The sequence below is a fragment of the Aureimonas sp. ME7 genome, from assembly GCF_903970965.1.
GTDB lineage: Bacteria > Pseudomonadota > Alphaproteobacteria > Rhizobiales > Rhizobiaceae > Aureimonas.
Map to the genome: position 1 here is coordinate 223,515 of NZ_CAJCKW010000005.1, position 16,228 is coordinate 239,742.

Here is a 16,228-nt window from a genome sequence, read left to right on the forward strand (position 1 = left end):
GGCCTACCCTTCCCTATATCCAGGGCCACAAACGGCAGAAGGCCCGCTCGCCGAGAGAACGGACCGCCTTTTGCGGCAACGCGGAATATGGGTGGTCCATGCAGCGCTTCCAATCGCTTCTCGCCTTCGTGACAATCGGTCTCGGCCTGGGGCTTGCCGCTCCGGCATCGGCGCAGGAGCCGCGGGAAGTCGTCGCCTTCGGCGACAGCCTGTCGGCCGGCTACGGCGTCGGGCCGGGCGAGTCCTTTCCCGAGCAGCTCCAAGCGGCGCTGACGGGCGCGGGGCACCCCGTGAAGGTCGTCAACGCCGGCGTTTCGGGCGACACCACGACCGGCGGCCTCGCCCGCCTCGACTGGTCGGTGCCCGCGACGGCCGACGTCGTGATCGTCGAACTCGGCGCCAACGACGCGTTGCGCGGCATCAGCCCGGAGGTGACGCGCACCAATCTCGACGCGATCCTCGCAAAGCTCACCACCCGGGCAAACACGCAGGTGATCCTCGCCGGCATGCTCGCCCCGCCCAACATGGGGCCGGAATACGCGAGCGCCTTCAACCCGATCTATGGTGAACTTGCCGCCAAGCACGGCGTGCCGCTCTATCCCTTCTTCCTCGAGGGCGTCGCCAGCGTCCCGACGCTGAACCAGGCCGACTACATGCACCCCAACGCACAAGGCGTGGCGGTGATCGTGAAGAGCATGCTGCCGATCGTCGAGGAGGCGCTGAAGAACGCTTCGGCGCCGAGCTGAAGCGGGCTTGGAGGGCGATGGTGCGCTGCCGCAACGGATTCACCAGAACTGTGAACATCGCACGCCGCCGTCCTTGAAGTCGCTTCGGTCCGATGAACATCATGAGCGTGTAAGGCACTCGGTCGCGGCATCGTGACAGGCAGGCGTCTGGTCTCGCGCGCGGCCCCGGAACGGGAAGGATCCTCCTATGCCGAGATTGTTCACCGCCCTCGAAATCCCGCGCGACGCGGCCATGTCGCTTTCCTTCCTGCGCGGCGGCCTGCCTTCGGCCCGCTGGATCGACCCTGAAAACTACCACCTCACCCTGCGCTTCATAGGCGACGTGGAATATCGCGTGGCCGACGAGATCGTGGCCGCTCTCGATCGGGTCCATCGCTCCGCCTTCGCCCTGACGCTGCGGGGCCTCGGCGCCTTCGGCTCGAAGAAGCCGCACTCGGTCTATGCCGACGTCGCGCCTTCACCCCCGCTCGATCTTCTCCAAGGCGACATCGACCGCCTCCTGAAGCGGCTCGGCCTACCCTGCGACGCACGTCGGTTCACGCCGCACGTCACCCTTGCGCGATTGAAGAACGCCAAGGCCGAGGAGGTCGCCCATTATCTCTCGACGCGCGGCGACTTCCGCGCACCGTCCTTCCCCGTCACCCGCTTCGTTCTGTTCTCCTCGAAGGATTCGGTCGGCGGCGGCCCCTACGTGATGGAGGAAGCCTTCCCGCTCGAGCGTGTCGCCGCCACCCCCTCGCATGCCTCGATGCCGGCAGCGGCGGGATAGCGGTCCGTCCTCGCTCCGTTTGAAACCGGATGGGCTCCGCGCCATATGCGCGGGGCCTGGAATTGAACGTGCCAAACCGAGGACGAGGCCGATGACGAACCCTTCCCACCCCGTTGCCGCACCGTCCGACGTCGCTGCAGGCGCCTCCCTTCCGGCCCAGCCCGACGAGGCGCTGATCGGCGAGATCCTCCTGCCGGGTGACGAGCGCGAGCAGGCACGCCAGGAAACGCGGGTTCGCAAGGGCTTCTTCTCGACCCTGAAGCGCGCCGCGCGCCATATCCCCTTCGTGGAGGACGTCGTCGCCTCCTATCACTGCGCCCTCGACCCCGAGACGCCGACCGCCTCGCGCGGCATCCTCCTCGCGGCGCTGGCCTACTTCGTGCTTCCGATCGACGTGATCCCGGACTTCATCGTCGGCCTCGGCTTCACCGACGACGCGGCCGTGCTGCTCGCCGCCTTTTCCGCCGTCCAGAAGAACATCCGCCCCGAACACTACGAGCGCGCCCGCCAGACCTTGAGCGAGGACGGCGAGCCGGCGCCCCGCGCGGCAAGCTGACGAGCCGGCCACGCGATCGGCCGCTTTCGTCCAACTGTCGCCCCATTTCCTGCGTTCCTCATGGGCCGCGATCGGTGGGCCTTCGCGGGCCGCGCCTTCCCGGTTCGCGCCTGGAATTTTTCGATATCCTGGTTTCGTGTTCGGAAATTTCCGGTTCGTTTACCCTGTGGAAAGGGCTTCTCGCTCACCCTGCCGACGATCAGCACCGCCGCTCGCGGCGCGTGCTGCCGATGGAATTTCCAAGACGAGGCGGGAGACGCGCTCCATGAAACATGTTCTGACGACAGCTGCGGCGATGGTGGCTTTTTCCAGCATGGCGGCGGTTGCGCAGACGCCCGCCCGCATCAGCCAGTTCAACGACTGGGGCAGCTATTCCTACGACGCCAGCGGCTCCAAGGTCTGCTACGTGCTGACGACGCCAAAGACCTCGCAGCCCTCCTCCGTCGACCACGGCGACATCTTCTTCCTCGTCTCGCAGAAGCCGGGCAACAAGTCCGCCTACGAGCCGCAGGCGGTGATGGGCTATCCGATGCGAGAGGGGTCCAAGGTCACGGTGGACATCGACGGCAAGAAGTTCACCCTGTTCACGCGCGGCGAAAGCGCCTGGGTCGAGAACGCCGCCGAGGAGCCCCAGCTCGTCGCCGCCCTCAAGGCCGGCAAGTCGATGAAGGTGGACGCCACCTCCCAGCGCGGCACCGCCACCAACTATACCTATTCGCTGGCCGGCGTGACGGCGGCGATCAACTCGCTCGCCAACTGCAAGTAGGCCGGGCGGTACCTGGAAAAGTTTGAAGGCGCCGGCGCGAAGCCGGCGTCTTTTTCGTATCCGGGCCGCCCTTCGCAGTCTCGTTTTCCGCCCAACCCTTGCGAAAATGCGCGTTTCGGATCATGTGAAGCCGATCCGGACGAAATTGGCAGGGCACGAAGCGGAACAGATCATCGTTCCGCGCGGCAGGATGCGACCATGAGCGTGACGATCGATCTGACGAGTTCCGCCGAACGGCCCCGGCCCGCGCCGGCCGCAGCGCCCACCTCCGCGCCCGCCAAACGCTCCCTCCTCGGCCTGTCGCGCGAGGAGATGGGCGCCGCGCTCGTCGAGGCCGGTATCCCAACGCGCCAGGCGAAGATGCGCGTCCAGCAGCTCTGGCACTGGCTCTACGTTCGCGGCGTCAAGGACATCTCGCAGATGGCCAACGTCTCGAAGGACCTGCGCGCGGTCCTCGACGAGCGGTTCGAGATCCAGCGTCCCGAAATCGTCGAGGAGCAGATCTCCGTCGACGGCACGCGCAAGTGGCTGTTCCGCTTCCCGTCGCGCGGCGCCGGGCGCCCGGTCGAGATCGAGACCGTCTACATTCCCGAAGAAGGGCGCGGCACGCTTTGCGTCTCCTCCCAGGTCGGCTGCACGTTGACCTGCACCTTCTGCCACACCGGCACCCAGCGCCTCGTGCGCAATCTCGAACCGTCCGAGATCGTCGGCCAGCTCCTGACGGCGCGCGAGCGGCTCGGCGACTTTCCCGACGCAGCAACGCCGCAAGGAGCGATCGTGCCCACGGAAGGGCGCCTCGTGTCCAACGTCGTGATGATGGGCATGGGCGAGCCGCTCTACAACTACGACAACGTGAAATCGGCGCTCGCCGTCGTGTCGGACGGCGACGGGCTCGCCTTGTCCAAGCGCCGCATCACCCTGTCGACCTCCGGCGTCGTGCCGATGATCCCGAGGACCGGCGACGAGATGGGCGTCATGCTCGCCATCTCGCTTCATGCGGTGACGGACGAGCTGCGCGACGTGCTCGTGCCGATCAACAAGAAGTACCCGATCCGCGATCTGATGGACGCCTGCCGCGCCTATCCCGGCCTGTCCAACGCGCGCCGCATCACCTTCGAATACGTCATGCTGAAGGGCGTCAACGACAGCCTCGCCGACGCGCGCGAGCTGGTGCGCCTCCTCAAGGGCATTCCGGCCAAGATCAACCTGATCCCCTTCAACCCCTGGCCGGGCTCCCCGTACGAGTGCTCCGACTGGGACCAGATCGAGCGCTTCGCCGATCTCGTCAACGCCGCCGGCTACGCCTCGCCCATCCGCACCCCGCGCGGCCGGGACATCTTCGCCGCCTGCGGCCAGTTGAAGTCCGAGTCCGAGCGCATGAAGCGTGGCGACCGCCTCGCGCTGGAGGCGGCGGTCGCGGTGTGAAGCGCCTCGCCGGTTTCGCGCGTCGCCTGTTGGCCTATAGCCAAGCCTGCCTCGTCGCCGGAACGACGTTCTTCCTCCTTTCGCTGGTCCTCCCGGACTCTCCCGCAGGGAGCGCAGACGAGATGGTCCTGCGCTTCGGCATCTCGCTCTTCTACGTCGTGCTGGCTGGTACGCCATTCGCTCTGATCGTTCTGTTTCTTCTGCATCTGACGGGATCGACAGGCTGGACTCCGACGATCGTCGGCGGAGCCGTGGCCGGCATCCTGCCGATCCTGTTTCTCGCCGCCGTTCTCGGAAATCCGTTCTCGCTCCCGCTTCTCCCGTCCCTGATTGCCGGCGTTTCGGGCGCCGCGGGCGCTGCGGCATACCGAGCGATCGCACCCGAGCGGAGCGTCGTATCGTGACCGTCGTCCGTCCCGCTCCGAACGCGACGACGGCGTTCCCGAAAGGCGCCAGGGTGGGTATCGGACCGTGATCGCCGTCCTCCGCTTCCTGTTCCTGATCCCGCTCGGCTTCGTGCTCGCCTGCCTCGCCGCGAGCTTCGCGATGCTCTGGCCGTTCGTCGCCCTGCCCTCGGACATGACCGACCCGTTCGTGTGGATGGAGCTTTCGGTCGGCTTCCTCGCGCAAGGGGCGCAGATCGGCTCGCTCGCCTTCATCCCTTGGGCGCTCTTCATGATCGTCACGGAGGCGATGGGCTGGCGCTCGCTTCTTCCTCACGCCGGCGCCGGCATTCTCGCCGGGTTCGTCGCGACGCGCGCCCTGCCCGGCATCGACACACGCTCGCTCCAGACGGCCATGGTGGTGGCCGGTCTCTCCTTCTCGCTCGTCTATTGGCTGATCGCCGGATCGAGCGCGGGAAGCTGGCGCCGACGGCGCACCGACACCCCTCCCTCCGACCATTGAGGAGCCGATCCATGGCCCGACGCCCGACCAATCCGCGCGATGCCGCCGAAGCCGCCTTCAAGGCGGCCACCACCAAGCCGCCGGAGCGCACCCGGGAAGCCCCCGCCATTCCCGGCCGGCGCGAGCAGATCAGCCTGCGCGTCGATGCCGAGGTGATCGAGTGGTTCCAGGACGACGGCCCCGGCTGGCAGGACCGCATGGCCGACGCCCTGCGCAAGGCGGCCGGCAAGTAGGGCTACCGGACCCACCGAACACGGAACGGGTTGGCATCCGTGCGCCACCGACATGTGTCGTCACGAGGGGCGGTCTCTGCAGGGTTGAGGCTGTGGGTTGAGCATCGACTATCGACCCTTCATCGCCGTTCATACGCTACATAGCTCGATCTGGAAGCGGACGTTCGCAACGGGACTGAGCAACAGCTATGGTCGCCAAGTGATCGCGACCCGAGTTCGGTCAGGAGAAGCCCGTGAGGGTCGTGTGGACGCTGAGAACCGAGGAGGGCGAGACCTGGGACCTGTTCCGCGACGACGGGCCACTTGCGGATGCGGACCTCATGGACGAACGCGGCGTCAAAGCCATAACCGCCCAGAAGATGATCTTCGAGGATCGCCCCTCCTACACCTTGCTTCCCGCAGCTCGGCGGGAGCCGTCGTTGCCGCAGAAGGGTGCGCGGCTGCCGCCCATCCATGACGACAAGCGCTTCTACCTCGTTGTGGAGGACGGATCGCACCGTTCAAGGTACAAAAGCCAACGCACCTACAGCGTCGACGACGCGGCATCTCTGATACGCAGGTTCGGAACGCTTCCTTTCGAGCAGGTCGAGCGTTTGATGCGGAAGGATGGGATCTAAAACAATGGCGATCGGAAGCTCTATCCTGTCCTGATGAACACCGTTTTCGTCACCATACCGACGGGTCTGATTTCGGATTGGGCCTCCTTCCACGAGGTCTTCGACCATGCCTTGGGGTTTCCATGGTTCTACGGCGCAAACATGGACGCGTGGATCGATTGCATGTCGTGTGCGGATCAGCCGAGCGCGGAGATGCTGATCAAAGCAGTCCAGCCCGGCGAACTCCTGGCCCTTCGGATCGACGATGTGGAGGACTTCGCACGTCGTTGTCCCGACCAGTTCAAGGCGCTGCTGGATGGCACCGCAGTCGTGAACCATCGGCGGATCGCGGCTGGAGAGCAGCCCGTTCTCGCCCTGCTGATCTCCGGTCATCTTCCATAGGCGGAGGTACCGCATTCGACCCTTCCACGACGTTGGTGTTGAGATTGGAGGATCCCAGAACCGGAAGTGGGCAAACGTGGTACCCTGCGTCAGCAGCACAACGTGAGGGGACTGGATGGCAGCAACGCATCGTGGGCAGATCGGAACAGCGATCGCCTTGATCCTGATCTCCGTCTTTTTGCTTTCCGGTGCCGATGCCGTCGTGAAGGCCGTTTCAGCCGACTTTCCCCTCTGGCAAATCTATGTCGCCAGATCCCTGTTCGCCGTTCCGATCCTTATCGGTCTCTCGGTACGTTCCGGGATTGCGCAAGCTGCCCGGATCGTCCAGCCTTGGATCGCCCTGCGCTCGGTCCTTCTGACAGGCATGTGGATCGCCTACTACACCGCGCTTCCGCACATGGACCTGTCGATTGCGGCGACGGCGCTCTACACGACCCCTCTGTTCATCGCGGCGTTGTCGGCTGGATGGGGAAGCGAAACTGTCTCTCGCCGAACGCTTATCGGGATCTGCCTTGGGTTCGTTGGCGTCCTCGTCATCCTGCGGCCAACGGGCAGCGACTTCACGTTCTGGACCTTGCTCCCGGTCCTGGGCGCCGTGTTCTATGCGGGCGCGGCAGTGCTGACGCGAACGCGCTGTGCAGACGAAAATCCCATCGTTCTGGCGCTTTCGCTCCATGGATGTCTGCTGGCCGCAGGCGTGCTTGGCGGTCTCATCGCAACCCTTCAACCGTTCGGCACATCCGACCCTTTCCTCTTCGGAGGCTGGAGGTCGATGGAAGGGGCGGACTGGTTGCTGATGATCGGCTTAGGCTGCGTGATGGTCGCGGTGGCGCTCGGCGTCGCGAGAGCCTACCAAAGCGCGCCTCCAGCCGTCGTTGGGACGTTCGACTACGCCTACCTCGTCTTCGCCGCAGTGTGTGGCGTATCCTTCTTCGGGGAGCGGCTCGACGCTTTTACGCTGGTCGGCATAGGGCTGATTTTTGCCGCAGGCGTGCTCGTCGTGTCCCGCTCCGAACGGAGGACGCGAATGGCAGCTACGGGCCTTTCTCGCTCCGAAGCAGACTGACGGGTTTCCACCCGATCTTGCCAACACCGCCTATCGTGCCAGATCGCCCGCATGATCACGATCCACCATCTCGAAAACTCCCGCTCGCAGCGCGTCCTCTGGCTCCTGGAGGAGCTCGGTGTTCCCTACGACGTCAAGCGCTACGAGCGGCTTCCTTCGCTTCAGGGGCCGCCGGAGCTGAGGGCCGTGCATCCGCTCGGCAAGTCGCCCGTCCTGACCGACGGCGAGTTGACGATCGCCGAGACGGGCGCGATCGTGACCTATCTCCTCGACCGCTACGGCGAAGGACGCCTCGTCCCGCCGCAGGACAAACCGGAGTATTGGCGCTACCAGCACTTCCTGCATCATGCGGAAGGCTCCGCCATGCCGCCGCTGTTTCTGAAACTCGTTCTGTCGCGCATCCCGCCCGGCGTGCCCTTCTTCGTCAGGCCTATCCTCGCCAAGGCGATGCAAGCGGTGGACGACCGGCTTCTGGACCCGCAGATCGCCAACCTTCTCGACTACTGGAACGAGGCGCTCGCCGACGGCTGGTTCGCGGGCGCCGAATTTTCCGCCGCCGACGTGATGATGAGCTTTCCTTTGGAGGCCGCCGGAGCCCGCATCGGCTTCGGCAACCGCCCGCGGCTTTCCGCCTTTCTGGCGAAGATCCACGCGCGCTCAGGCTACGAAGCGGCCCTCCAGCGCGGCGGACCCTACGCCTACGCTTGAGAGCTCACCTCCAGGCGACGAGCACCGTGCCGCCGGCGATCAGGAGAACGCCCGCCCAATTCACCGGGCTGAGGCGCTCGGCTAGGAACAGCGTTCCGAACACGGCGACGAGGACGACGGAAAGCTTGTCGATCGGAGCGACCTGCGCCGCTTGGCCCATCTGGAGCGCGCGGTAGTAGCACAGCCAGGAGGCGCCGGTCGCCAGACCCGACAGGGCGAGAAACGCGAGCGAGCGCGTCGGCACTTCGGCCGGGGAGCGCCAATGACCGCCCACCGTGACGATGCCCGCGATCAGCATGAGGATTACCAGCGTTCGCAGAAAGGTCGCGTAGTCCGACTGGATGCCAGCCACCCCGACCTTGCCGAACACCGCCGTCAGCGCCGCGAACCCGGCCGAAGCCAGCGCCCAGCCGAGCCAGCCCATCAGGCGCGCGCCAGAAGGATATGCACCGCGAAGGCGGAGAACACGCTCGCGAACAGCCAGTCGATGAAGCGCATCACGCCGGGCCGGCGCTTCAGCGTCGCCGCGATCCGGTCGGCCGCCAGGATCATCGCCACCGTGATCGGCGTCGCGACCACGAGGAAATAGACGCCTAGAAAGAACAGCTTGCCCCCTGCGTGGATGTCGCCCGCCGCCACGAACTGCGGCAGGAAGGTCACGAAGAACAGGATGATCTTGGGGTTCAAGAGATTGACGCCGACCCCCGTCATCCAGTTCGTGCGGAACGACTGGCGCGGCTTAAGGGTCCGCTCCACCGAGAACGACGATCCCTTTCGGATCGCCTGGACGGCCAGCCACACGAGATAGGCCGCGCCCACGACTTTCAGCGCCATGAAGGCTTCCGGCGAGGCCGCGATCAGCGCCGAAAGGCCGACCGCGGCCAGCGTCGTATGGATCAGCGATCCCGTGCAGGCGCCGAGATAGGCGGCAAAGCCCGCCGCGCGCCCTTGCGCGAGCGTGCGCCCCAGAAACAGCGTCATGTCCGGCCCCGGCGTGATCGTCAGGATCACGGCCGCGAGCGTGAAGGCGAGAAACGCGGGCGCGTCCGGGAGGAAGGTCATCGGGAAACTCGGGGCGAGAAGCGGCAACCTCCGATCGATACGACGATCCCGAGCCTCCGGCAATCGACGCTTGCGAACGGCGCCAAGTTCCGTCAGATCGCTCTGAACGCATCGCTCATCCAACCCGGGACCTCGATCAGCATGGCTCTTCCGCGTGACGTCAAGAAGGTCGTCCTCGCCTATTCCGGCGGGCTCGACACCTCCATCATCCTGAAGTGGCTGCAGACGGAACTGGGTGCGGAGGTCGTCACCTTCACCGCCGATCTCGGCCAGGGCGAAGAGCTGGAGCCAGCGCGCCGCAAGGCCGAGATGCTCGGCATCAAGGAAATCTTCATCGAGGACGTGCGCGAGGAGTTCGTGCGGGACTTCGTGTTCCCGATGTTCCGCGCCAACGCCGTCTATGAGGGCGTCTATCTGCTGGGCACCTCGATCGCGCGGCCGCTGATCTCCAAGCACCTCATCGACATCGCCGAGAAGACCGGGGCGGACGCCATCGCGCACGGGGCGACCGGCAAGGGCAACGACCAGGTCCGCTTCGAGCTTTCGGCCTATGCCTTGAACCCGGACATCAAGATCATCGCGCCGTGGCGGGACTGGGCGTTCAAGAGCCGCACCGACCTTCTGGATTTTGCCGAGAAGAACCAGATCCCGGTCGCCAAGGACAAAAAAGGCGAAGCGCCCTTCTCCGTGGACGCCAACCTTCTCCACTCCTCCTCGGAAGGAAAGGTTCTGGAGGACCCGAGCGTCGAGGCGCCCGAATACGTCCACATGCGCACCATCTCGCCCGAGGCGGCGCCCGACAAGGCGACCACGATCACCATCGGCTTCGAGCGCGGCGATGCGGTGTCGATCGATGGGCAGCGCCTGTCGCCGGCGACCCTCCTTGCCCGGCTCAACGATCTCGGTCGCGACAACGGCATCGGCCGTCTCGACCTCGTGGAAAACCGCTTCGTCGGCATGAAGTCGCGCGGCGTCTACGAGACGCCCGGCGGCACGATCCTGCTCGCCGCTCACCGCGCGATCGAATCGATCACGCTCGACCGGGGCGCCGCGCACCTCAAGGACGAGCTTATGCCGCGCTACGCCGAGCTCATCTACTACGGCTTCTGGTTCGCGCCTGAGCGCGAGATGCTCCAGGCCGCGATCGACCACAGCCAACGCCATGTCGAGGGCGAGGTCACGCTCAAGCTCTACAAGGGCAACGTGATGGTGACGGGGCGCTCTTCGCCGAAGTCGCTCTATTCCGACAAGCTCGTTACCTTCGAGGACGATCAGGGCGCCTACGACCAGAAGGACGCCGCCGGCTTCATCAAGCTCAACGCCCTGCGCCTGCGCACGCTCGCCAAGCGCAACGCGCTCTGAGCGCCGCGGGAGAAGGTGAAACGGAAGGCGGGCGGATCGTATGGAATGGACATGCGATCCGCACGGACGTCCCAGGCTTCCAGGCATCCACGACGCGACGCTTCGGAACCTCGATCTCGATCCCGCCGCCAACCGTCTTGCCTTTTGCCTGAACGGGGCCGCCGGCGAGCGGCTTCGCTTCACCTTCGAAGCCGTCGATACGCTGAACATCCGGCAGCTCGGGGAAGCGATGATCGTGGACACGATCTTCGTTTGGCGCGTGTCGCAGGTGCCGCCGTCCTTCGACGCGGATGCGAGCGCGGGCTGGCGGCACCTTCTGCAGGGACGCGTGCCGGAGGGCGAAGCCCAGGTGCGCGAACGCGCGCGGCTGCGGGCAAAACTGCCGAACGGCATTCTTGCGACAGTCGTCGGCAGTTACGGCGGCGAATTGTCGGTTCTCGCCGGCTCGCTGCAGATCGACGAATGGAACTGACGGTGAGCGACCCCGCATCGAACGCCGCTGCGCGCAGGAAAGGAAGCGATGGTGGCGCAGTGGAACAGTGAGGGATCGACGGCGCTCGACTGGCGCCCCGTCGCGTCCGTGGCCGTCCTCGTTCTCGTGCTTCTTCTGGGGAGCACCCTTCCCCTGCCCGGCCTCGACCCCGTCGCGTTGCAAAACTATCTGCAAGCCTCCCCGGACGGTTCGGGACGCGTGTCCGTTCTGGCTCTCGGGTTGGGCCCGCTCCTGTCGGTTCTTCTCGTGTTCGAAACGCTGAAGCTATTCAGCCCCGCATTCTCGCGGCGGATCGCGCGTTCGCCCGGTAGCAGGGCAAAAACGGCGCTGGCGATCCGGGGGGCGATGCTGCTGGTGGCGGCGCTGCAGGGGCTCGGCATCCATGCGGCGCTGGCCGAGATGGGATTCGTCGAAAACGACCCCCTCGCCAAGCTGGCTGTCGTAGCCTCGTTGGTGGCGGGTGTTGGGGTTCTCGCTTTCGCGGCCGAGCAGGTTCGCCTGCCGCTCCTTGCCGATGCGGGCTTCTGGGCGATCATCTCGCTGCCATGGGTGGAAAGCATCGTCGCGACGTTTCTCGAACTTATGGAATACGCCCGGATCGGAGCGATCGGGCCGGAGGCCGTCGTTGTCGCCGCCGCCTGTCTCGCGGCCGCCGTCGCTTCGATCGTTTTCGCCACGACATCGCTGCGCAAGCGGGTCCGGGAAGCCGGCGGCAGCATGTTGCGGTGGAGCCCGATCCTTGTTTGGCCGCCGCTCCTGGCAGGCGCGGTTGCCAACATCCTCGCCGGACTGGCCTACGAATTCGCCGTGACGCGGATCGAACCCACGGTCGCGCTGTATTCCGTCCTGTGGACGATCCTGTTCGCCCTGATTCTGCCAGTGGTTGTGTTTCTCTACGCGCGCTCGATCGCCAAAACCTTCGAGGAGCCGGATTGGCCCGGTCGCCGAGCGACGCTCGCCCTTCTCGCACTCACCCAGATCGGGGTTTGCGCGGGCCTTCTGATGGCATCGGATCAGTTCGCGGTTGCTCTGAACGGCTCCGCCCTGATCACACTCGTCGTGTTCCTTTGGGCACTCGGTCAAGCGGTCTTCGCCAATCGGGATGCGGGGCGCACCGGACTGTAGACGAGAAGGCGTCGGCGCTTGGTTCTATGCCATGATCGCCAGAACGGGCCGGTTGGCGACGAAAGGCTTCGGCTCGGGTTTCGAACTCTCGTCCGCCGTCATGTCGCGCAGCACGAGGCGCGCGATCACGGTTTCCGGCGTCACACCCATACGCATCGCCTTTTCCGACACGAACTGGTGGATCTCCTTGGAAACCCGGATCCGATAGCCACCCATTTCAACCTCGACGCGTTCCCCATATCGGTCTTCAACGAGCCGGGAAACGATTTGGGTCCCTTCAAGCGGGAACCTGCGAAACATCGTGGTGACCAAACGGTAAAGGCCTGCGGTCGCTTCCGGGTTGGAAGCCTCCCATCGCAGCCGCCGGGGGAGGTTAAGAACACCTCGCTTTCCCCCAGCCTTTCCTTTCGGCAGCGACCAGGCTTGGCCTCCCGTTCACCGCGTTGGCGGGCCCGCCGACAGCGTCGCCTCCGGCACGAGGCTCGTGAACGGGGGTACATAGGCCTGCAGCGTCACCAGCCCGCCGACGAGAAGCGCCAGCACGACGGAATGGAGGAAGACGTAGCGCAGGATCGGTCCTTCGCCGTTGCGCCAACCCGTGGCGGTGGAGGCGACCACGATCGATTGCGCGTCGATCATCTTGCCCATCACGCCGCCCGACGAGTTGGCCGAGGCCATCAGGACGGGGTTGAGGTTGAGCTGCTCGGCGGTGATGCGCTGGAGACCGCCGAAAAGGACGTTGGACGCCGTGTCCGACCCTGTCAGCGCGACGCCGAGCCAGCCCAGCATCGTGCCGAACAGCGGATAGAAGACCCCGGTGTGGGCGAAGGCGAGGCCCAGCGTCGCGTCGAGGCCCGAGTAGCGCGTGAGATAGCCGAGCGCCAGCATGATGGCGATCGTCAGGAGCGAGAAGCGGACCCGCCAGATCGTCTGGACGTAGATGCGAATGAGCTGCCCCGGGCCGAAGCCCATCGCCAGCCCGCCGACGATCGCGGCGGCCAGGATCCCCGATCCTGTCATCGACAGGTAGTTCAGGTTGAACACCGCCGCCTCGATCACCGGCTCGGCCACCACGGGGGGCACCTTCTGCACCGTGTTGTGCAGCCCCTCGAAGGGTATCTTCGGGGCGTGGATCCCGTCCAGCACCGCCTTCATCTGCGGAATGCCCCAAAGGAAGACGAAGACGGTGAGGATCGCCCAGGGCATCCAGGCGCGCAGCACCGCCGAGCGGTCCTCCATCATCACGGCCGCCCCGCCGCCCGTCACCGCGATGCCGCCGCCAGAGCCCGAGCCTCCGGTGCCGCCCGTCCCGTCCACGCCGACAGGCCCGGCCGACAAGCCCATGGAGCGGCGAGCTTCCTCCTCTTCCCTCGCCTTCCCGAGAAGCGCGGTGGAGCGCCACACGGTCTTCGGGCGCCACACGCGAAGAAACGCCACGAGCGCCAGCATCGATGAGATCGCCGCGACGATATCCACGAGCCAGGGGCCGTGGAAGTTCGAGACCAGGAACTGGGGAACGGCGAAGCTCACGCCGCAGACGAGGATCGCCGGCCAGATCTCGATCATCCCCCGCCATCCGGCGAACGCCCAGATCAGCCAGAACGGCACGAGCAGCGAGAAGAACGGAAGCTGGCGCCCGATCATCGCCGAAAGCTCGAAGAGGTCGAGCCCGGTCACGGCCGCCAGCGCGATCACCGGGGTGCCGAGCGCGCCGTAGGCGACGGGCGCGGTATTGGCGATGAGCGACAGGCCGGAAGCCGCCAGCGGCGAGAAGCCGAGGCCGATGAGGAGCGCCGCCGTCACCGCGACCGGTGTCCCGAAGCCCGCGGCCCCTTCGAAGAAGGCGCCGAAGGAAAAGGCGATCAGGAGAAGCTGGATGCGCCGGTCGTCCGAAACGCCGGCGATGGAGTTCTGCAGGATCTCGGAGGAGCCGTTCTCCACCGTCAGCCGGTGGAGGAAGATGATGTTGAGGACGATCCAGCCGATCGGCATCAGCCCGTAGGCCGCCCCGTAGCCCGCTGCCAGCGCCGCCTTGTCGGCCGGCATGCCGAAGGCAAGAACCGCGATCGCGAGCGCGGCGACGAGCCCAGCCAGCGCGGCCATGTGCGCGCGCATGTGCAGAAAACCGAGCCCCACCAGCATGACGACGACCGGCACGGCCGCCAGAAGAAAGGACAACGGCAGACTGCCGAACGGATCGTAATTCTGGCTCCAGACCGTATCCACCCCGACGCCTCCCAACATCGCCCGGCGTCCTGTCGCCGTGGGCCGAGTGTTTCGGCAGCCTTGCGAATTTGCAACCCAAGCGTGCTCACAGCCCCGTGAACGGGAAGAAGGGGCGGGTCACCACTTCAAATGCGTCCCGCGTGCTCCCAACTGACGGGAAACGATATGGAAGCCGAACCATGATCCCTTATTCCGTACTCGACCTGTCCCCCATCCCCGAAGGCGGCACGGCGGCGGACGCCTTGGCCAACTCGCTCGATCTGGCCCGCGCGGCCGAGGCGCGCGGCTACAAGCGCTTCTGGCTCGCCGAGCATCACAACATGACCGGCATCGCCAGCGCGGCGACCTCGGTGGTGATCGGGCACGTGGCGGGGGGAACGCAGCGCATCCGCGTGGGCGCCGGCGGCATCATGCTGCCCAACCACGCGCCGCTGGTGATCGCCGAGCAGTTCGGAACTTTGGCGACGCTGTATCCCGATCGCATCGACCTCGGTCTTGGGCGGGCGCCCGGCACCGACATGCTGACGGCGCGCGCCATGCGCCGCAGTCTCGACAATTCCGACAACTTCCCGCAGGACGTCCTGGAGCTGATCGGCTACTTCTCCGACGAGGCGGCCAACCAGCGCCTTCGCGCGGTGCCGGGTGTCGGCACCCATGTGCCGGTCTGGATCCTCGGCTCCAGCCTCTACGGCGCGCAGCTCGCGGCCCATTTCGGCCTGCCCTACGCCTTCGCCTCGCATTTCGCGCCCGGCGCGCTGGACGAGGCCGTCGAGGTCTACCGCGAAACGTTCCGCCCGTCGCAAACGCTGGCGGAGCCCCATTTCATGCTGGCGATCAACGCCTTCGTGGCGGACACGGATGCGCAAGGACGCCGGCTCCAGTCCTCCATGCAGCAGGCCTTCGCGCGGTTGCGCTCAGGGCACCCCGGTCCCCTGCCCCGCCCGGTGGACGATATCGACGCGGTGCTCGACGCCGGTGCGCGGGCCATGGTGGACGAGGCGCTGCGCGTTTCGGTGGTCGGCTCGCCGGCGACGGTTCGCGAAGGGCTGCGCGCCCTCGTCTCGCGCTACCGCCCCGACGAGGTCATTCTCACCGGGCAAATCCACGATCACGCCGCGCGCGTACGCTCGTTTCAGCTGGCGGCGGACGCGATGGACGAGCTGGCGGCGGGAGAGCGGGCGGTGGCCGCGGAATAGCGGCTCAGCGCTCGCCCGTCCCGCCCTCGGCGCCGGGCGGTTGCGGATGAAGGAGATCGACCGGCTCGTTCAGAAGCGGATCGCTCGTCAGGTTGCTGCGGATCTGGCGGAGCACTTCGGCGGCCGCGTCCACCGCCTCGCGCGAAAGGCCGCGGGTGGCGAAGGCGTAGATCCGGTCGAACAGCGGGTCGAGTTCCTGGAAGATCCGGAACGCGTCGTCCGTCGGCTCGATCAGCTTGGCCCGGCGGTCGCTCGGGTCCATCGTGCGCAGGATCAGCTTGCGGCTTTCCAGGCGGTCGAGATAGGCGGACAGCGTCATCGGCTCGACGCCCATCCGTTCCGCCAGGATCGCCTGGCGGGCGCCGCGAAAACGGATCACGAAACCGAGCGCGCGGATTTCGCCGGGCGTCAGCCCCAGCCCGTTTTCCGCCACCGTCTTTTCGAAATGTTGCCGAAACAGGCGCGACGTGTCGGTCAGCAGGAATCCGAACGTGTTCCCGGTTGTCAGATCTGGCACTAGGCGTCGCCTTCCTTGAAGAAACCCGTTTGCGCACGCACATCCTTCGCGATCGTCGCAAACTCACGTATCTC

Annotated in this window: 21 protein-coding genes; 16 read left to right on the plus strand and 5 right to left on the minus strand. The window is 66.1% G+C overall.

Going from position 1 to position 16,228, the window contains the following annotated elements; genetic code table 11:
• Nucleotides 1-98: 98 nt before the first annotated feature.
• The 12 genes from H7A85_RS11270 (at nt 99) to H7A85_RS11325 (ending at nt 8,173) form a co-directional block, all read left to right on the plus strand.
• Complete coding sequence (locus H7A85_RS11270) at nt 99-746, plus strand: arylesterase (protein WP_182086025.1); 648 nt, start codon at nt 99-101, stop codon at nt 744-746.
• A 187-nt stretch (nt 747-933) separates the two neighbouring features.
• On the plus strand, nt 934-1,515 hold the full coding sequence (thpR, locus tag H7A85_RS11275) for an RNA 2',3'-cyclic phosphodiesterase (protein WP_182086026.1): 582 nt from the start codon (nt 934-936) through the stop codon (nt 1,513-1,515).
• Between the two features lie 91 nt (nt 1,516-1,606).
• Nucleotides 1,607-2,071 carry a YkvA family protein gene (locus H7A85_RS11280; RefSeq protein ID WP_182086027.1) on the plus strand — a complete coding sequence of 155 codons (465 nt, stop codon included), beginning with the start codon at nt 1,607-1,609 and terminating at the stop codon, nt 2,069-2,071.
• A gap of 265 nt (nt 2,072-2,336) precedes the next feature.
• Complete coding sequence (locus H7A85_RS11285) at nt 2,337-2,837, plus strand: invasion associated locus B family protein (protein ID WP_182086028.1); 501 nt, start codon at nt 2,337-2,339, stop codon at nt 2,835-2,837.
• A gap of 198 nt (nt 2,838-3,035) precedes the next feature.
• Nucleotides 3,036-4,262 (plus strand): 23S rRNA (adenine(2503)-C(2))-methyltransferase RlmN, encoded by a 1,227-nt coding sequence (gene rlmN / locus H7A85_RS11290; RefSeq protein WP_182086029.1) that lies wholly within the window; start codon nt 3,036-3,038, stop codon nt 4,260-4,262.
• Nucleotides 4,259-4,666 carry a hypothetical protein gene (locus H7A85_RS11295; protein ID WP_182086030.1) on the plus strand — a complete coding sequence of 136 codons (408 nt, stop codon included), beginning with the start codon at nt 4,259-4,261 and terminating at the stop codon, nt 4,664-4,666. The genes rlmN and H7A85_RS11295 overlap by 4 nt, the downstream gene beginning before the upstream one ends.
• Nucleotides 4,667-4,733: 67 nt before the next feature.
• Nucleotides 4,734-5,168 (plus strand): hypothetical protein, encoded by a 435-nt coding sequence (locus H7A85_RS11300; RefSeq protein WP_182086031.1) that lies wholly within the window; start codon nt 4,734-4,736, stop codon nt 5,166-5,168.
• A gap of 11 nt (nt 5,169-5,179) precedes the next feature.
• Entirely contained in the window at nt 5,180-5,401 is a 222-nt protein-coding gene (locus H7A85_RS11305; protein ID WP_182086032.1) for a BrnA antitoxin family protein, read from the plus strand.
• A gap of 320 nt (nt 5,402-5,721) precedes the next feature.
• The gene (locus H7A85_RS11310) at nt 5,722-6,018 is read left to right on the plus strand and encodes a hypothetical protein (RefSeq protein WP_182086033.1); all 297 of its coding nucleotides are present in this window, start codon (nt 5,722-5,724) and stop codon (nt 6,016-6,018) included.
• A gap of 33 nt (nt 6,019-6,051) precedes the next feature.
• Nucleotides 6,052-6,399, plus strand: coding sequence for a barstar family protein (locus H7A85_RS11315; RefSeq protein WP_182086034.1), 348 nt, complete (start codon nt 6,052-6,054; stop codon nt 6,397-6,399).
• A gap of 157 nt (nt 6,400-6,556) precedes the next feature.
• Entirely contained in the window at nt 6,557-7,465 is a 909-nt protein-coding gene (locus H7A85_RS11320) for a DMT family transporter (RefSeq protein WP_182086035.1), read from the plus strand.
• Between the two features lie 51 nt (nt 7,466-7,516).
• Complete coding sequence (locus tag H7A85_RS11325) at nt 7,517-8,173, plus strand: glutathione S-transferase (RefSeq protein WP_182086036.1); 657 nt, start codon at nt 7,517-7,519, stop codon at nt 8,171-8,173.
• Nucleotides 8,174-8,177: 4 nt separating this feature from the next.
• On the opposite strand, the gene H7A85_RS11330 is transcribed toward H7A85_RS11325, so the two are convergent.
• Nucleotides 8,178-8,597 carry an EamA family transporter gene (locus H7A85_RS11330; RefSeq protein WP_182086037.1) on the minus strand — a complete coding sequence of 140 codons (420 nt, stop codon included), beginning with the start codon at nt 8,595-8,597 and terminating at the stop codon, nt 8,178-8,180.
• Nucleotides 8,597-9,235 carry a LysE family translocator gene (locus H7A85_RS11335; protein WP_182086038.1) on the minus strand — a complete coding sequence of 213 codons (639 nt, stop codon included), beginning with the start codon at nt 9,233-9,235 and terminating at the stop codon, nt 8,597-8,599. Before H7A85_RS11335 ends, H7A85_RS11330 begins: the two co-directional genes overlap by 1 nt.
• Before the next feature lie 141 nt (nt 9,236-9,376).
• Between H7A85_RS11335 and H7A85_RS11340 the strand changes: the two genes are divergently transcribed.
• From H7A85_RS11340 to H7A85_RS11350, 3 genes are read left to right on the plus strand one after another with little or no spacing between them, the layout of a single operon-like run.
• Nucleotides 9,377-10,597, plus strand: coding sequence for an argininosuccinate synthase (locus tag H7A85_RS11340; RefSeq protein WP_182086039.1), 1,221 nt, complete (start codon nt 9,377-9,379; stop codon nt 10,595-10,597).
• A 40-nt stretch (nt 10,598-10,637) separates the two neighbouring features.
• The gene (locus tag H7A85_RS11345) at nt 10,638-11,069 is read left to right on the plus strand and encodes a hypothetical protein (protein ID WP_182086040.1); all 432 of its coding nucleotides are present in this window, start codon (nt 10,638-10,640) and stop codon (nt 11,067-11,069) included.
• A gap of 48 nt (nt 11,070-11,117) precedes the next feature.
• A complete protein-coding gene (locus tag H7A85_RS11350) occupies nt 11,118-12,215 on the plus strand; it encodes a hypothetical protein (RefSeq protein ID WP_182086041.1) in 1,098 nt (365 codons plus the stop codon).
• Nucleotides 12,216-12,239: 24 nt separating this feature from the next.
• Here the strand turns inward: H7A85_RS11350 and H7A85_RS11355 are convergent, their stop codons facing one another.
• Nucleotides 12,240-12,431, minus strand: a complete 192-nt coding sequence (locus H7A85_RS11355) for a hypothetical protein (protein ID WP_182086042.1) — start codon at nt 12,429-12,431, stop codon at nt 12,240-12,242.
• A 219-nt stretch (nt 12,432-12,650) separates the two neighbouring features.
• Entirely contained in the window at nt 12,651-14,459 is a 1,809-nt protein-coding gene (locus tag H7A85_RS11360) for an L-lactate permease (RefSeq protein ID WP_182086043.1), read from the minus strand.
• Between the two features lie 161 nt (nt 14,460-14,620).
• On the opposite strand from H7A85_RS11360, the gene H7A85_RS11365 reads away from it, so the two are divergent.
• Complete coding sequence (locus tag H7A85_RS11365; protein ID WP_182086044.1) at nt 14,621-15,637, plus strand: LLM class flavin-dependent oxidoreductase; 1,017 nt, start codon at nt 14,621-14,623, stop codon at nt 15,635-15,637.
• A gap of 4 nt (nt 15,638-15,641) precedes the next feature.
• Here the strand turns inward: H7A85_RS11365 and H7A85_RS11370 are convergent, their stop codons facing one another.
• Nucleotides 15,642-16,154, minus strand: a complete 513-nt coding sequence (locus H7A85_RS11370; protein ID WP_244631130.1) for a MarR family transcriptional regulator — start codon at nt 16,152-16,154, stop codon at nt 15,642-15,644.
• Between the last annotated feature and the right edge of the window lie 74 nt (nt 16,155-16,228).

Bases quoted from the DNA above. Each gene is read 5' to 3' on its own strand.
- H7A85_RS11315 (WP_182086034.1), top strand. From the start codon at position 6,052: ATGAACACCGTTTTCGTCACCATACCGACGGGTCTGATTTCGGATTGG.
- H7A85_RS11345 (WP_182086040.1), top strand. From the start codon at position 10,638: ATGGAATGGACATGCGATCCGCACGGACGTCCCAGGCTTCCAGGCATC.
- H7A85_RS11325 (WP_182086036.1), top strand. From the start codon at position 7,517: ATGATCACGATCCACCATCTCGAAAACTCCCGCTCGCAGCGCGTCCTC.
- H7A85_RS11350 (WP_182086041.1), top strand. From the start codon at position 11,118: ATGGTGGCGCAGTGGAACAGTGAGGGATCGACGGCGCTCGACTGGCGC.
- H7A85_RS11270 (WP_182086025.1), top strand. From the start codon at position 99: ATGCAGCGCTTCCAATCGCTTCTCGCCTTCGTGACAATCGGTCTCGGC.
- H7A85_RS11365 (WP_182086044.1), top strand. From the start codon at position 14,621: ATGATCCCTTATTCCGTACTCGACCTGTCCCCCATCCCCGAAGGCGGC.
- H7A85_RS11310 (WP_182086033.1), top strand. From the start codon at position 5,722: ATGGACGAACGCGGCGTCAAAGCCATAACCGCCCAGAAGATGATCTTC.
- H7A85_RS11360 (WP_182086043.1), bottom strand. From the start codon at position 14,459: ATGTTGGGAGGCGTCGGGGTGGATACGGTCTGGAGCCAGAATTACGAT.
- H7A85_RS11305 (WP_182086032.1), top strand. From the start codon at position 5,180: ATGGCCCGACGCCCGACCAATCCGCGCGATGCCGCCGAAGCCGCCTTC.
- H7A85_RS11335 (WP_182086038.1), bottom strand. From the start codon at position 9,235: ATGACCTTCCTCCCGGACGCGCCCGCGTTTCTCGCCTTCACGCTCGCG.
- thpR (WP_182086026.1), top strand. From the start codon at position 934: ATGCCGAGATTGTTCACCGCCCTCGAAATCCCGCGCGACGCGGCCATG.
- H7A85_RS11280 (WP_182086027.1), top strand. From the start codon at position 1,607: ATGACGAACCCTTCCCACCCCGTTGCCGCACCGTCCGACGTCGCTGCA.
- H7A85_RS11355 (WP_182086042.1), bottom strand. From the start codon at position 12,431: ATGGGTGGCTATCGGATCCGGGTTTCCAAGGAGATCCACCAGTTCGTG.
- H7A85_RS11285 (WP_182086028.1), top strand. From the start codon at position 2,337: ATGAAACATGTTCTGACGACAGCTGCGGCGATGGTGGCTTTTTCCAGC.
- H7A85_RS11330 (WP_182086037.1), bottom strand. From the start codon at position 8,597: ATGGGCTGGCTCGGCTGGGCGCTGGCTTCGGCCGGGTTCGCGGCGCTG.
- rlmN (WP_182086029.1), top strand. From the start codon at position 3,036: ATGAGCGTGACGATCGATCTGACGAGTTCCGCCGAACGGCCCCGGCCC.
- H7A85_RS11340 (WP_182086039.1), top strand. From the start codon at position 9,377: ATGGCTCTTCCGCGTGACGTCAAGAAGGTCGTCCTCGCCTATTCCGGC.